Consider the following 16,758-nt stretch of genomic DNA (forward strand, 5'->3'; position numbering starts at 1 on the left):
AAAACTTCAGCCGTTACAAGCATACATCCGAGTCGGTCTTATTTTGTAGCAAAATCAGGGTTCTGCCACTCCATCGATGTTGCATATTTCATGGATTCATGATCATCAGGCAAATAATCTGGAATTATGCTGTGCAATACAAACCCATTCTTTGACTGAAATGTCAGGACCGGATCATATATGTCCCCATTAATAACCTTCCGTACATATTCTTCAGCTGATAGTTGATCTGCGTGTTTATGATAAAAAGGAATTCTTCCGCCAATAATGATGCTTTTTAAATTAAACATTCTGCAAATATTTCTTCGGGCTTCATACAGACGCTGGCCAATTTTCATTCCCCGGTAAGCGGGATCTACACCCACCTCAATGCCGTAGAGATTTATCCCATCAGGATTGTGATTACGGATAAACCCACCATCGGAAACTTCTTTATAGGAGTGATTATCACCACAGTAGTTGATGATTAAGCTAGATGCATTCCCTACAATTTTGCCTTCGTATTCAATGCAAATCTGCCCTTCTGGAAAAGTCTTCAGCTGACTGACGAAATGTTTTCGTTTAAATGATATATCCGGACCAAAGCACTTATTAGAAAGAGCGGCAATTTCATCGAGATCATCTGGTGTTATGTTGCGGATGATTAGTTGCTTTTCCAAATCAGTAACATTCTTATTTGTCATACTTTATCCTCTCCTCATTTAAAACTTTAATTGTATTCCAATTAAGAAAGTGGATACCTTAGGTTGCATGAATAGAAACGTACTTTTCTTCCAAATACTCGTCAAGCCCGTATTTTCCACCTTCCTTGCCCATGCCGCTTTCTTTCACACCACCAAATGGTGCCTGGATTACAATTGGGGCTGGATCATTGATTCCGACAATGCCATATTCCAATTCTCGCATCACGCGGAACCCACGTCCTATATCTTTTGTATAACAATAAGCAGCAAGTCCATAAGTTCCATGGTTTGCTCTTTCGATAACTTCCTCTTCTCCTTTAAAGGTGAAGATTGGCGCAATTGGCCCGAACGTCTCCTCAGTTGCAATTCGCATATTCTCATTCGCATTCTGAATAACAGTTGGTTCATAAAAACATCCATTTACATTATCAATTTCAAAGGTCTTTCCACCGCATAGGATTTTTCCGTTATGTGTCTTCGCATCCTGCACTTGTTCTTCTACCTTTTTTAATGCATCCTTATTAATAAGTGGTCCTACGTCTATCCCATTCTCTGTTCCATTACCAACTCTAAGTCTTGATGTTTTTTCAGCTAACTTTTCCCCAAATTCATCTGCAATGTTCTCAGCTACATAGATTCGGTTTGTACTGATACATGTTTGACCAGAGTTTTTAAATTTTGACATCATTACTCCCTCAACAGCCTGATCAATATCAGCATCGTCAAACACGATTAATGGTGCATGGCCACCAAGTTCCATCGAGATCTTTTTAACAGTAGCTACAGAATCACGGAGAAGCATTTTTCCAACCTTAGTTGATCCAGTAAATGTAACCTTTCGCACGTTCGGGTTACTTGTCATTTCATTCCCGATTTCCTCCGCTGGGCCAATCACGAGATTAACAACACCTTTTGGTAGCCCTGCTTCATGAAAACAGTCAAATACCATTATTGCCGATAAAGGTGTCGCGGGAGCTGGCTTTAATACTACAGTGCATCCCGCTGCAAGAGCGGGCGCAATTTTTCGGGTAACCATTGATAACGGGAAGTTCCATGGTGTGATGGCGGCACAAACACCAACTGGCTCTTTGATCACCATAAGGTGTTTATCTGGTTGTGAAGCTGGTAAAGTATCACCATAAATTCGTTTTGCCTCTTCTGCATACCATTCCAGATAGCCAATTGCTCCAGCTACTTCGCTTTTAGCATCCGCTAATGGCTTACCATTCTCCTTTGTTATTATTTCTGCCATTTTTGTTGCTTTTTCTTTCATTAATCTAACAACCTCTTTTAAATACGTACTACGATCATTTCCAGTTGTTTTTTTCCACGTTTTGAATGCTTCTTTTGCTTTAGTAATTGCTTCTTTTGTTTCTAGTTGCCCACCAATTGAAATTGTTTTTATGATTTCAGCCGTTGCCGGATTAATTACATCCATCTTATTTTCTGTTTCTATCCATTCACCGTTAATGTAGAGCATGTAAGAACCTCCTCGTTATATTTCTTCATACTTATCTTCAACCGATTTCCCTACCCGTAAAAATGCCTTCTTTTTTGATAGATTTATAATGATGGAGAATACCGTTTCCATCCTACGATGTTCTGGTGCACGTTCATTTTTAAAATGATTAATAGAGTTTGGTGCATTAAATTCATCGGAAAGCCACTCTTCAAATGATTGCTCATTAATTGCTTCATGATTAGCGATACTCGTATTGATAAGCTGTTCTGCCCTTTTTTTTCGAAGCATCGAATCGTCATGTCTGAATTCGTTCATATCTTCTAAATTTTGCTTAATAAGGTCAGAACATATGTGATTGGTATGCACTAATTTCCCGTCATTTCCTCCAACATAATCAATTCCAAAAGGGGACACTTCCACATTAACAGCCATTCCTTTCCCATTTCCTTCATCGTATCCAATTAAGAAACTGGCGGCGGAAGCCAGTTGACCTCCTTTTATTTTTGAAATAGCTTCTGTTAGTGAATAGGAATTTAACACGGACCTTAACCCTAGATGAATGGGAACTTCATTTGATTTCTTATCTGTGATTAATGCATTAAAACAAATACCTATTCCTGAAGAATTGAATCCAATTTTCCCAATAATTCCACCCTCAGTTACCATTGTTATGTCTGGGTTTGATTTATTCTGGATATCAAGTAAAAGCAAACTTCCTTTTTGAGTTGATTTCCAATCCCAATTTTGACCTATGATTGTTTCAGGTATAAGTGGATTTGTAACTGCCATCGCTGTACATCCATCTGAAAATGCAGTTCCCTTACTTCCAGCTAAAGCAATTTCACTACGGGCATTTAAAGCTAGAATATCCTCAAATTCCACTCCTGCTCCATCAGCAATCCCTTCCATTTCCTCAATCATATCCAAGTTATACTTTTCAATGGCCTTCATATGGGAGAGTGCGTGCTCTTTGGCTTCTGACCAGGAAATATTCTTGTATCCATAGAATAATTTTTCATACGTTTCTAGGCTTTGAATCACTTCATGTTTTCCCTGACTACCGTGCTCATATCCAATTTCCCTTGCGGATCCTCGTAATTTCAACTTTTTAATCATCATAAGTGTCCTCCGTTCATCTTGCGCATTTCATTAACCAAGTTTCTTTTTAAATGCAGTAATTGATTCGTCTATAACTTGAATCATTCTTTCTATTTCCTGCTTGTTTATGATTAACGGCGGTGCGATAGCAACACGAAAACTTCCAATATGTCTGAGAATGAGCTTGCGGTCGAAGCATTCATCAACCACTGCTGATGCCGCATTCACCGATGGATCAAAATGCTCACCACGTTCAGGATTATAAAGTTCAAAGGCAGACAACAGACCAATTGTTCGGCAATTCCTTACAATATCATGCTTATCCTGTAAATAAGCAAGACCCTTTTCTAACTCTTTCTCCATATTTTGTACATTTTCTAAAATACCGTCACGTTCCATAATTTCAATGTTTTTCAGTGCTACTGCACATGCAGTTGGATGCCCGCTATATGTGAATCCATGGGCCAAAACTCCTTCAAAATTAACGATCTCTTCTCTTACGTTTGTATTAATCATCACTCCGCCAAGTTGTGCATAACCACTTGTAATTCCTTTAGCGATACACATCAAGTCAGGGACTACATCCCAGTTATCTACACCAAACATTTTTCCAGTGCGACCAAATCCGCAAATGACCTCATCCGCTATAAATAAAATATCGAATTCATCACAAAGCTTTCTAACCGCTTGTAAATATCCTTCTGGCGGAATATTTACTCCACCCGCACCTTGAACAGGCTCAATAATAACTGCTGCAATTGTATCCGCACCTTCTTTTTCAATAAGACTTCTGATAGATTGCTCATAATTCGGGTCACCTTTATCACCTAATTCACAATTAATGAGGTGTGGTGTCGCATGATAAAAACCTTCAACGCTTGAGCCTGCAAACTCATGAGTGGCAGGAATACCTGTAGCACTTTGCGCTGCAAAAGTTACACCATGGTATCCATTCTTTGTACTGATAATTTTCCTTTTCTCAGATTTCCCTTTCTGCTCCCAGTAAAATCGAGATAATTTGAAAGCGGTGTCATTTGATTCCGAACCACCCGAAGTGAAAAAAACGGCGTTTAAATCACCAGGTGCCATTGTTGCTAACTTTTCAGCCAGTTTAATAGCCGGTTCATTCGAGAAGCCTTTAAATGATGATGAATAGGCTATTTTTAACATCTGTTCCTTAGCCACTTCAGCAAGTTCTTCTTGCCCGTGCCCTAAGTTCACATTCCAAAGCATCGACATCCCGTCAATATACGGTTCGCCTTCCAAATTATTAACATAAATACCATTTCCATCAGAAAAAATAATACCAGGTCCATTTTCAGCTACGTCTTTAGGTGCTGATGTAGGATGTATATAGTGCATTTTATCTAACTCTATCAATTCTTTCGTTTTAGAATTTGTAACAGTAACTTCTTTTGTCATTATAAAGCCTCCTATTTATTACTTATTCACTTTATTTGTTGCAATTTGCGTGCCAAGAATCCATTTTCATTACTCTATTAAGCTAAAACATTTGTAAAATATATTATTAATGGCTAGAGATTGGGGATCATACAGTTTCATTACCTCCTAAAATTAATTTATTACCTATGTTAATTTCACCTTAACCAGATTTATCTATGAATAATTGCATAAAACTATTATAAAACGCATAGATAAAAACAACTTATTGTTGAACAAATAAGTTGCCTCCATAAAAATGCTATTCACCATTTTGCTGTAAAATCCTTTTATACTTACGACTTACCGCGGATTGACTAATTCCCAGAACTTCAGCAGCCTTTGTTGTCGTCCTGTGCTTTCTCATAGCTAGCATGATTAATTGCTTTTCCACTTCCCATTTTGCTTCATGAAGAGGAATTATCCCGGTAATCATTGGTTTAGATCTTTTGACAGTTCCGGAATTCATAAATTGAACAACTAAATCTGCAGTTATAACTTGATCATCAGCAGATACAAATAACCGCTCAATTAAATTCTGAAGTTCTCGAATGTTACCTGGCCAGGAATAACCCTCGAGTAAGTTTAATGAATCCGGTGAAAAGTGATAATTTTTGTCGTATCGCTGATTTAATTTCTGAATAGTGTGATATGCCAACAAAGGAATGTCTTCAGGTCTATCTCTTAATGGTGGGACATGAATTGGTATCACATTAATTCTATAATATAGATCTTCTCTGAAGACTCCCCTATCAATCATCTTTTCTAAACTTTGGTTTGTTGCCGCTACAATTTGTACATTAATCGAAATCGGTTTAACACTACCAATTGGAACTACTTCATTTTCTTGTAGCACTCTTAACAATTTTACTTGAAGGGACATTGGCATTTCGCCGATTTCATCTAGGAACAACACTCCCCCATTCGCCTGTTCAAAATAACCTTTCTTTCCTTTTTCATCCGCTCCAGTAAATGAACCTTTCACATAACCAAACAGTTCACTTTCTAGTAAGTTTTCTGGAATAGACCCACAATTTATAGTTAAAAATGGTTTTTCCGAACGGGTACTTTCCGTATGAATAGCTCGTGCAATTAGTTCCTTCCCTACACCTGAATCACCCTGAATTAGTACAGTTGAGGAAAAACTGGATATTTTTTTTATCTGATTAACGATTTTTTGCATTTTTGAACTACAATAAATAATATCTTGTGAGGTTCCAGTTTTATTTTTCAAATTAGCCAATTCTTGTTTATATCTTTTAGTAATTTCTTTTGTTTGTTTTAGTTCGGATTTTAATTTTGTATTTTCCGTGATATCCCTTGAAGCAATTACAACTCTTTGCAGAATTCCACGATCATTAAAGATAGGGTTACCTATTGCTAGTATCTTTTTGCCATTCTCAGTCTCTTGAACAATTGATATTTTTTCTTTTTTCTCAAGTACCAACCTAGCTACAGATGGTGAAAAAAATCCTCTTTCCTCTAAATCCAATAAACTTTCCCCTACCAATTCTTTAAGATTAACCTTCCAAAAATCCTTTATATAATTTTCGCTATGTCGAATAAGAACCCCTTCACTATCAACAACCAACAGTTCGTCATAAATTGAAGAAAGTATTGCGTTCAAATCTTGGTTTAAATTTTTAACAGTTTCAATCTCCATAGCCATACTTTCAACCATAGGTAAATCCTGTATAATTATAATAACGCCATCAACGTCACCATCAGAATTTTCGATAGGGCTATAATCAACTATTACCCCCATATCATTTGTAATATGGATCTGGTTCAATATTGTTTTACCAGTGGAAAACACTTGTTTCAAATGATCTTGATTAAAAATAGTTTCAGCCCTTGTCCCTATAATCTTTTCAGACTCAGAGCGAATCATTTTTAATCCTGATTCGTTGCAATTCACAATTTTGTGTTTATGATCAACAACAAAAATCCCCATTGGTATCGACGCTAGCAAAACTTTTAGTAAATTTGTATTTGTATTCTCCTCACGAAACATACTAACCAGCATATCTTCTCTACTAATATATCCCGTAAAGTTACCATTATCATCCTTCACTAAAACAATTGGTTCTCCCAACACTTGAAAGATGAATGGGATAGAAACCAACTGATTCGACTCAAAAACACCTGTATTTTCAATTAAAACTGCCTTAGAAAGAATATCCTTCATACGTATTTCTTTGCTATCCCATTTTTTTATTGCCAAATTATTTATATCTACATATGCATAGATTTCATTATGCTTTTCCAGAAACAAGTAATGACCATGATGATCAGTTATTCTTTTTAAGAACTCTTCTTGTTCTAGTTCTCTTGAGACTGTAAAAATGGGTTTTAGCTTATTTTGAATCAGTGGGTTCACGATAAAACATTCCCTTCCACATATCTCTTTTCATATAATTAATTATATCAAACTATTAGGAGTAGTCAGCACAAAAGCATATAAAAATTACAAAATAAGTACTAGCAATTTAGCTTCTTTTGATAGAAAAGAAACAAAGATGCATTCCCATAAATCATAGATTATGGGAATGCATCTTCACTTGTTAGTTCAACGCCACATAAAGTTCAACTAATTATATATAGGCAACCACACTCTAAAACAATATTCATTTATGCCTCTTTTTCAACTGGTTTATCTACCTCTTCAAAATCAAAGTCCTTCATTTTCCTACTGAAGAATTTTGTCAGATACAACATATATATAATTCCAACTACGACCCACACAAATCCAGCAATAAATGCATCTAAATGAAGGAAATACCATAAAACTCCCGTAAGGCCTGCACCTATCGTCGGCATAATAATATAAGAAAAAATATCTCGCATTGTTTTGTATCTTTTTTTCTTAAATACAAAATAGGCAATAACGGAAAGGTTAACAAAGGTAAATGCTATCAAAGCTCCGAAATTAATTACAGAAGATATCAACTTCAGGCTAGGTCCGATGGCAAGTAATGAAACACCGCCAACAAAAATAACATTAAATGCAGGTGTTCGGAATTTCGGGTGCACATAGCCGAATGCTTTACGTGGAAGCACGCCATTTCGCCCCATTACAAATAGTAGACGTGATACACTGGCATGGGACGCGAGGCCTGACGCAATAGTTGCGGCAAATGCACCAGCAAGAAAGATTAATTGGAATACTTTTCCTCCTACAAAAAGGGCGATTTCAGGCAATGTATCATCCACCAGTGTGAATACACCTACATTAGGAAATAATGATTGTGCAAAATAGGAGCAAGTGAAAAAGATTCCGCCACCTATAAGCAGGGTCAAAAATATCGCCCTAGGTACCGTATTGGCGTCAATAGCTTCCTCTGTATACATCGTAATGGCATCAAACCCGATAAAAGAAAAACATACAATCGTTGCCCCCATCAAGACTGCTATTGCCTCGACATCTTCATGCATGAGCGGATCGAGAGTGAATAATGTACCTGTTCCCATACCTTGATACAATTGAACAGAAGCAAGAACTATAAATGCTGCAAGCAATACTACTTCAAAAATAACGAGTATCGAATTCAATCCAGATGTGGAATTCATACTCCAGACATTAATGGCAGTTACAGCTGCAACATAAAGGATTACCCAAATCCATGCAGGTGTTCCAGGGAAAAGGGATTCCATATAAAGACGGATAATCAAAGCATTGACTAAAGGAAGCAGCAAATAATCGAGCAGTGATGCCCAGCCTACTAGAAAACCGAGGGATGCTCCCATCGTCTCTCGGGTATAGGTGTAGGCGGAACCCGCGCTAGGGAATACGCGCACCATTTTTCCGTAGCTGAAAGCTGTAAATATCATAACAACCAGTGCGACCAAATAGGCAAGCGGCACTACCCCGTTTGTTTGTTTGGAAACAATGCCAAATGTATCAAAGACAACAGTTGGTGTCATATATCCTAACCCCAATGCTACGATTGACCATACGCCTAGGGAGCGTTTAAGAGATGTTCCTTCTTTCATATAACCCACTCTCCTTATTTAAATTTTTATTTATGTTTCAACTAACCGTTTTTACATGAGTCTAATTCTTACAGAGTCATAGGAAAGCGTTTTCATTTTTTGAAACGTTTTTAAAGTATAATTATCATCATTTGGCCATTAATCCGATACATAGAAGGATATAATATAAATGAAATATTCAGAGTATAGAACTTGCATTATATTACTTATACTATATTCAATTTAGGCAGGATGCCCCTGTCGAGCGATAAAGGATTCTTATCTTTTCTTTAGCTTTTTAGCCTTCCTAGGTTGTAACATTCACTTAATCTACCATTATAATAAACCTCCCTTTTTTAAGTACTCCCGTCATATATTGCAATTTGCATGCCAAGAATGCAATTTTATTATTCTATCAAGATAAAACATGGCGGAATTGGGGGTCATAGGTTTCATTAGTTCCCCCAATTCAATTGATTACCTATGATAATTTCACCTTAGCTTAATTCATCTATGAATAAATGCATAAAACTATTATAAAACGCATAAATAAAAACAACTTATTGTTAGTTGAACAAATAAGTTGCTTTCAATAAAACGCTATTCCTTTTTTGTATCAATCTACTAATAATTTCAATTTACCTCGATTGACGACCAGAAGCTATCGTTATATGAATAGCCCAACTATATCATTCTAAATCCCAGAACTCTGATTGGACTTTCTTCACCTTATTAATAGCCTCAATTTGGTTCTGGTAAATAGGCCCTTCAAGAAAACCCAGATCGAACGGGTCTTCAACCACACTGCGCTTGCCCCTAAATGCCTCCAGAATCTTTAAGGTACAAAACGGTACATATGCTGTACTATAACCACCCTCATGGCAAGCAATTAATCGTCCTTCACAATGCTTTTCAGCTAAAGATTTTACTTTTGAAGCCATTTGATAATAACCTTCAGCTGTTACTAACATACGTCCTAAAGGATCAAAACGGCTTGCATCCTGACCTGCTGAAATAAAAATCAGTTCCGGCTTATATTGATGAACAATAGGCTCTATCACCTGTTCAAATGTATAATTATACCCTTCATTTCCAACACCGGCAGGTAATTCAATGTTAACGTTGAAACCTTTTCCATCTCCTTCACCAGTATACGTATTGTCCCCACGATTCTTTGGAAAAATATTCTCTTGGTGCACGGAAACAAATAAAACGTCAGGGTCTGAACAAAAAGCACTTTCCGTTCCATTTCCGTGATGCACATCCCAATCAAGTATTAATATGCGTTTCAGTCCATATTTCGCGCGGGCATATTTTGCCGCAATAGCAACATTGTTGAATAAGCAAAACCCCATTCCGCCTTCTTGCTCGGCATGATGACCTGGTGGCCGAGTAAGTGCATATACATTTTCAACCATATCATTCATTACTGCATCAACAGCTGTTAATACGCCACCAGCAGATAATAATGCAATTTCATATGAGTCAGGACCAACGATTGCATGTTCTCCAGCATCACCTCCGACCGTGCTACCCAATGTTTTAATCCGGTCAATATATTCAACTGAGTGATTCAACTCGATTTCCTTACGAGTAGCAGGTCTAGGTTCTAGTTGTTCTAACTCTTTTATAAATCTAGAACGTTCAAGTAAATTTTTAATACGTCGTTTTGATTCCGGGCTTTCCGCATGTGTATCTTCCTGTATCCACCCACCTGCGTTTAACATCAACGCTCCATTCCCTGTTTGATGCCAGAAATAGCTTTCATCCCAAATAAATCCGGTTGCCTTACTCATTGAAGCCCTCCTTTACAACATCAATAAACCTCTACTTTATTACACTATTACCCTTCTAAGTTTTTCATTACGCCTCAAGCTTATCAAAATCAATTTGTGGTGGTTCCTTTCTAAATAAATTGGTAGATAGAGCTAAATAAACAATGCCAAGCAAGGTCCAAATTCCTCCAATAATAAGCGAGAACAAATCTAGATTAGCCCAAAGATACATCACAAACAGTAAACCAATAACAGGACAAACGAGGTTGCCTAAAACAAAGCCAAAGGATCGTGGCCCTTTATTCATAAGGTAATTTTTAATAACACATATATTTACAAATGAAAAAGCGGTAAACGCCCCTACATTAATAAGAGATGTTGCCGATCTTAAATCCAACAGCAATGCTGATAATGATAACAACCCGACTAATAAAATGTTTGGTACCGGCGAATTAAATTTAGGATGCAAATACCCAAAGAATCGTTTAGGAATCACTCCATCTCTACCCATAGCATATAGCAATCGAGAAGCACTAATTTGAGCCGCTAAACCGGAAGCAAATACGGAGAATAGGGCTCCTCCTAGAAAAAAGGAAAGAAATATGTTTCCACCGATTATCGTAGCTATTTCTGGTGAAGCACCCTCGATATCATTGAACACGGATACATCAGGAAAGAGGGACTGCATAAAGTAGGTAACTGTAAAGAAAAAGATACCACCTAATGATGCAACTAGTATGATAGCCCTTGGAATAGTCTTTTTAGGTTTAATTGTATCCTCAGACAGTGTTGTTATCGCATCAAATCCAATAAAAGATAAGGCTAGTAAAGCTGCTGCTCCAAAGAGACCTGAAAAATTTTCACCAGCCGGAATTAGCTCATTTAATGTAATAAAATGCTCAGGTCCAGTATTGATAGAGCGAATTGTAAGGTAAATAAACACAACACCCACTATAGTCTGAAATACTACCAGCAGAATATTTACAGATGCTGCGATCTTGACACCGAATATATTTAAAAAAGTGACAATCGCTATCAGTCCTACAATCCAAAGCCAGCCAGGAACCTCTGGAAAACCTGATGAAAGGTAAATTTTTGCCAGTAAAGCATTAATCATAGGAAGTGCTAGATATGCTATAAAGGATACCCATCCAACCATCACACCTAAATAGGGATTCAAAATATTTTTGGTGTACGTGTAAACGGAACCCGCACTTGGATATTGCTTCACTAATTTCCCGTAACTCATAGCGGTGAAAAGAATTGCGGTAAATACTACAATATAGGCTAAAGGAACATACCCTGAAGATACATCTGAAGCAATTCCAAATGTATCAAATACAGCAAAGGGTGACATATACGCTAAGCCAATTGCTACTACATGAATTAGTTTTAATTTCCTTTGAATCTGATTCGTGTCATTCACAAAATCATTCCTTCCAAAACTTTTGATGTTAGCAGTAAATAACTCTTTATATATTTGAATATTCTAATAACTATTGATTTAGGAGTTTTATTTTAAAAAACAAACAGCCCCTTTTGTATCCGTTTACAAATCAATTAACCTTATTTATAAACTCTAACTAATAATCGTCATTGTGCGGGGCATAGGGGGCAGGAACCTTGTCCCACCATGAGATCAATTTGAAAATAGCAGTATCAGCAAGTTTTAAATATCGAAGTTTTTATTTGTGATTCTTAACTATTTTAATTAGATAGTTTTTTGGTTATATATCAGTACTCTTAAAAGAAAGATTCCATCCATTTGCGGGACAAGGAACCTGTCCTCGTCCCTCTTATTGTTTACTATCATCGAATTGGGGAGGCCGAACCTTAAAAAACTTTGTCAAATATAACAGATATCCCAAACCGATAGTAGTCCATATAAACCCTACTATTTTAGCGTCAATGTCTAGCTTAAACCATAGGTACAGATTAAATCCGAATCCTATTAACGGTATGATAATTGAACCTACAATTGATTTTACTGTAAATTTTTTCTGTTTCTTGTGCCTGAGGAAAAATATAATAACAGACAGATTAACAAACGTAAAGGCAACAAAGGCTCCAAAATTAATAAGAGAAGCTGCCTTTGCTAAATCTAAAAAAATAGCTGAGCATGCTAAAACCCCAATTAACAGGATATTTAAAACTGGAACACCTGAACTTGGGTGAATATATCCAAAAAATCTTCTCGGCAAAACACCATCACGTCCCATGGCGTATAATAGGCGTGAAGCACTCATTTGCTGAGTTAGTCCACAGGCAAGAACTGCGACGAGATAGCCAGCGATAAAGATCGCCTGAAATAGGGTTCCACCGATATACTTGGCAATTTCGGGAGAAGCACTGGCTATATTTTGTATGACTGAAACATCTGGAAACAAAGATTGCATAAAATAGGTCACTACAATAAAGAAAAATCCTGCTGCAAGAGCAATAATGTAAATCGCTTTTGGAATTGTTTTTTTCGGATCGATTGTTTCCTCAGATAATGTTGTTACTGCATCAAAACCGAGAAATGATAGTGCCAAAATGGATGCTCCTGCAAAAACTGCCGAAAAGGACATCCCTTCAGTAAAAAATGGAGTCATTGTAAATAAACTTCCAGCTTCAGCGTTAACAATCCCTCTAATAGTAAGAATGACAAAAATAACCGCAACTAGAAATTCAACGATAACCATAAAGTAGTTTGCGACAACGGCCAGTTTTATGCCTGCAATATTAAGCACCGTAGTAAAAATAATCGTAGCAAAAATCCATATCCATGGTGGAACATCTGGAAATACAGCTGACATATAAATACTAGAAAGTAATGCGTTAATCATAGGTAGAAAAAGATAGTCAAGTAAAGCAACCCATCCCACCAGAAAACCAATGTGAGAATTCATAGTCTTTCTTGTATAGGTATAAGCTGAACCTGCCGAAGGGTATACTTTTACCATCTTACCGTAACTATAGGCAGTAAACAGAAGTGCGATTGTAATTAATACATACGCCGCGGGAACATGTCCGTTTGTTATTTCAGACACGATACCAAATGTATCAAAAACAGCTAAAGGTGCCATGTATGCAAGTCCGATAAAAATAACGTGTCTTAATTTTAATGTACGTTTTAATTGTCCTTCGTTTACAGTCGTATCTATACTTACTTCCTTTACAGTCGTGTTCATACTCATTTCCCTTCTATTAAACTATTGGATTTTCTCATCATATCCTTCTTCCTGTACCTTCCGTACTGGATTCTAATTTACTTTCAATGAGACGGTTCGAAATCTATGAGTACATTTGTTTTTGTTTACAACAATTTTTCTAATTTCCTACCAAAATTTAAGGTCTTGGCTGAGCTAATGTCATGCAGTGAATATTGCCACCGCTTAGAGACCACTCTTTTGTAGGGAGACCAATTACTTTTCTGTCTGGCATTATTTCTTGATATTTTTTAATAGCTTCTTGATCACGTGGATCATTATATAATGGAACTAAATATGCACCATTAACGAAACATCCATTAATATAAGTTACTGCTAATGGCTGATTTGGTTCACGAGGTGCTGCATCCGCAATAATATCAAAGCCTTTATTTTCTTCTTCTGTTATATAAATAATTTCCGGTACATGTATTTTATGAATCTCAAATTTTCTTCCTTTTGCATCTGTTTCTTTGCTTAAGGTATCATAAGCTTCTTTGAATACTGGATACTGTGGATGATTTACATCATCAACCCATGAAAGAGCAATAACTCCAGGTCTAACAAAAAAACAAATATCGTCAATATGACCATCAGTTTCGTCATACAGCATACCCCTTTTAATCCAAATCACTTTATCCAAACCAAGGTATTCTTTACAATTTCTTTCTACTTCTTCTTTTGGCATATCACCATTTCGGTTTGGATTCAGATTACATTGTTCTGTCAAAATAATAGTCCCTTCTCCATCTACTTGCGTCGCACCGCCCTCAAGAATAAAATGTCTTGCATCATAAGAATCTATATTTTCAAGTTCAAATAGTTTTTGAGCAAATTGCTTATCTAAGTCCCAAGGGTAATAGAGTCCTTCTTCAAATCCTCCATACGCATTAAAACCAAACTGAACTCCTCTCATTTCACCTTTATCGTTGATAACGTAAAAAGCTCCTTTGTCTTGAACCCATGCCTCGTTTGTCGACATTTCAATAACACGAACTTTTTCTGATAATCTTGCTTTTGCATTTTCATACTGCGTTACCGAACAGATGACTGTCATTTCCTCATACTCAGCAATAGCATTTGCAACAATAACGCATACTTCTTGTGCAGGTTTACCTCCATTTCTAAAAGCAAAGCCTTTTTCTGGCCAAATGATAATTGACCCCTTATGCGGTTCAAATTCTCCTGGAAGTCTAAACCCATTTTTTTGGGGTGTGGAGTTTTTAATTACTCTTGCCATTTTGATTCGCCTCTTTCATTTTAATAGACTCTCGGCATTCGCCGACTTAAATGGAATAAATGATTCCCTATTCATTCTGTTTAGAGAAATACCTAAACTCTAAGAATAAAGCACTTCCCATGGGAGTCTTATTTTTATAGGGGACAAGAAACCTGTCCGAGATTGCTGAAAAAGTTCAATATAGTACAAAATATGTGGATCTATCATTGCATCTTCGAATATACTGCGCTTTCCGCGGGCGAGTGTCGAGCCTCCTCGGACTGCCGTCCTACGGGGTCTCGCCGATCTCTTGCTTCCCGCAGGAGTCTCCGTATATTCGAGATGCTAGTTAAGGTGAAAAGTTAAATTTTTAAAATCCACCACTTTTTCAGTGGCCTCAACCTGTCCCCACGTCCCTAGGCAGATTACTTTAATCCAAATTAATCCATACACTTTTCACTTCTGTATAATTATTTAATGCGTAAGATCCCATTTCACGTCCAAAACCGGATTCTTTAAATCCTCCAAATGGTACGGCAGCATTTGTAAGGTTATAACAATTCACCCATATACTGCCTGCCTTTAATTTATTCGATATTTTATGTGCATTTTTTAAGTTTTCCGTCCAAAGTCCTGCTGCTAAACCATATGGAGAGGCGTTTGCTCGTTCGACAACTTCATCTATACTACTGTATGGCATTGCTACAACGACAGGCCCAAAAATTTCCTCTTTGGCGATTGTCATATTATCATCAACATCTGTAAACACGGTTGGAGAAACAAAGTATCCTTCTCCTGACTGTCCTCCACCAACTAAGAGGGTTGCACCTTCTTCAACGCCCTTTTCGATATAAGAGGTAACAACTTCAAATTGTCTCTCTGAAACAAGCGGGCCCATGTCCGTATCCTGATCTAAGCCATTGCCAAGTTTAACTTCCTCAGCATAAGCTTTCATCTTACCGACTACTTCCTCGAAAAGATCGTCTGGGATAAACACCCTAGATCCAGCACAGCAAACTTCACCTTGATTTACCATGATTCCATTGAACACACCTGGGATTGCTTTATCTAAATCGGCATCAGGCAATATGATGTTTGGTGACTTTCCGCCAAGTTCTAGGGTCACTCTCTTCATTGTGTTTGCTGCTTCTTTCATGATTGATTGTCCAGTAAGTGTCGAACCAGTAAAAGCGATTTTATTCACTTTTGGATGTTTCACGAGCGCATCACCAGCTGTCTTCCCAAAGCCGTTGATTATATTAATGACTCCTTTAGGAAATCCGGCTTCTTCTACCAGTTTAGCAAGATATAACGCAGATAAAGGTGTTTGCTCAGCCGGCTTAAGAATCACAGTACAGCCTGTAGCAATTGCAGGTGCAATTTTCCATAATGCCATCATGATCGGAAAATTCCATGGAATAATTTGCCCTACTACACCAACAGGTTCATGTCTCGTATAGTTGAAATAAGATTCAGAGACTGGGATAGTCTGACCAGTCATTTTAGTAGTCCATCCAGCAAAGTACCGCAAATTTTCAATTGCGCCAGGTAAGTCACTGCTATTCATTTCCTTAATTGATTTACCATTATCCAATGTATCTAATTGTGCTAGAATCTCAAAATCTCTTTCCATTAAGTCAGCTAATTTATGCATTAAACGAGATCTGTCATATGCACTTATTTTTGGCCATTCTCCACCTTCAAAAGCGTTGAAAGCAGCCTCAGCAGCTACATCTACATCCTTCTCCCTAGCTTCGTGGACCGTAGCCAACACTTCGCCTGTTGCCGGATTTATTGTTTCGAATGTATTGCCTTCAATAGATTCTCGCCATTCCCCATTGATATATAATTTTTTCGGTTCTTTTAAAAATTCAACGACTTTCGGGTTTAAGTTAACTGTCTTAATCATAAAGAATCC

At 37.2% G+C, this 16,758-nt stretch carries 11 protein-coding genes; all 11 read right to left on the bottom strand.

Annotation, left to right across the window (positions count from 1 at the left end; genetic code table 11):
- Positions 1-38: 38 nt before the first annotated feature.
- The 11 genes from CFK40_RS14910 to CFK40_RS14960 all read right to left on the bottom strand — a co-directional run bounded on the left by CFK40_RS14910 (position 39) and on the right by CFK40_RS14960 (position 16,749).
- Positions 39-683 carry a GNAT family N-acetyltransferase gene (locus CFK40_RS14910; RefSeq protein WP_089533172.1) on the bottom strand — a complete coding sequence of 215 codons (645 nt, stop codon included), beginning with the start codon at positions 681-683 and terminating at the stop codon, positions 39-41.
- 58 nt (positions 684-741) lie between these two features.
- Entirely contained in the window at positions 742-2,163 is a 1,422-nt protein-coding gene (locus tag CFK40_RS14915) for an NAD-dependent succinate-semialdehyde dehydrogenase (RefSeq protein ID WP_089533173.1), read from the bottom strand.
- A 15-nt stretch (positions 2,164-2,178) separates the two neighbouring features.
- Complete coding sequence (locus CFK40_RS14920) at positions 2,179-3,264, bottom strand: C45 family autoproteolytic acyltransferase/hydrolase (protein ID WP_227001785.1); 1,086 nt, start codon at positions 3,262-3,264, stop codon at positions 2,179-2,181.
- A gap of 30 nt (positions 3,265-3,294) precedes the next feature.
- A complete protein-coding gene (locus CFK40_RS14925; RefSeq protein ID WP_089533178.1) occupies positions 3,295-4,665 on the bottom strand; it encodes an aminotransferase family protein in 1,371 nt (456 codons plus the stop codon).
- Positions 4,666-4,945: 280 nt separating this feature from the next.
- Complete coding sequence (locus tag CFK40_RS14930) at positions 4,946-7,063, bottom strand: sigma 54-interacting transcriptional regulator (protein WP_089533179.1); 2,118 nt, start codon at positions 7,061-7,063, stop codon at positions 4,946-4,948.
- Positions 7,064-7,314: 251 nt separating this feature from the next.
- Positions 7,315-8,676, bottom strand: a complete 1,362-nt coding sequence (locus CFK40_RS14935) for an APC family permease (protein ID WP_089533181.1) — start codon at positions 8,674-8,676, stop codon at positions 7,315-7,317.
- Positions 8,677-9,344: 668 nt separating this feature from the next.
- Positions 9,345-10,451 (bottom strand): class II histone deacetylase, encoded by a 1,107-nt coding sequence (locus tag CFK40_RS14940; protein ID WP_089533182.1) that lies wholly within the window; start codon positions 10,449-10,451, stop codon positions 9,345-9,347.
- 67 nt (positions 10,452-10,518) lie between these two features.
- A complete protein-coding gene (locus tag CFK40_RS14945) occupies positions 10,519-11,856 on the bottom strand; it encodes an APC family permease (protein ID WP_089533183.1) in 1,338 nt (445 codons plus the stop codon).
- Positions 11,857-12,226: 370 nt separating this feature from the next.
- Positions 12,227-13,603, bottom strand: a complete 1,377-nt coding sequence (locus CFK40_RS14950) for an APC family permease (protein ID WP_089533184.1) — start codon at positions 13,601-13,603, stop codon at positions 12,227-12,229.
- 157 nt (positions 13,604-13,760) lie between these two features.
- Positions 13,761-14,861 carry an agmatine deiminase gene (gene aguA / locus CFK40_RS14955; RefSeq protein ID WP_089533185.1) on the bottom strand — a complete coding sequence of 367 codons (1,101 nt, stop codon included), beginning with the start codon at positions 14,859-14,861 and terminating at the stop codon, positions 13,761-13,763.
- A 409-nt stretch (positions 14,862-15,270) separates the two neighbouring features.
- The gene (locus CFK40_RS14960) at positions 15,271-16,749 is read right to left on the bottom strand and encodes an aldehyde dehydrogenase family protein (RefSeq protein WP_089533186.1); all 1,479 of its coding nucleotides are present in this window, start codon (positions 16,747-16,749) and stop codon (positions 15,271-15,273) included.
- Between the last annotated feature and the right edge of the window lie 9 nt (positions 16,750-16,758).

Source organism: Virgibacillus necropolis, from assembly GCF_002224365.1.
GTDB lineage: Bacteria > Bacillota > Bacilli > Bacillales > Amphibacillaceae > Virgibacillus_F > Virgibacillus_F necropolis.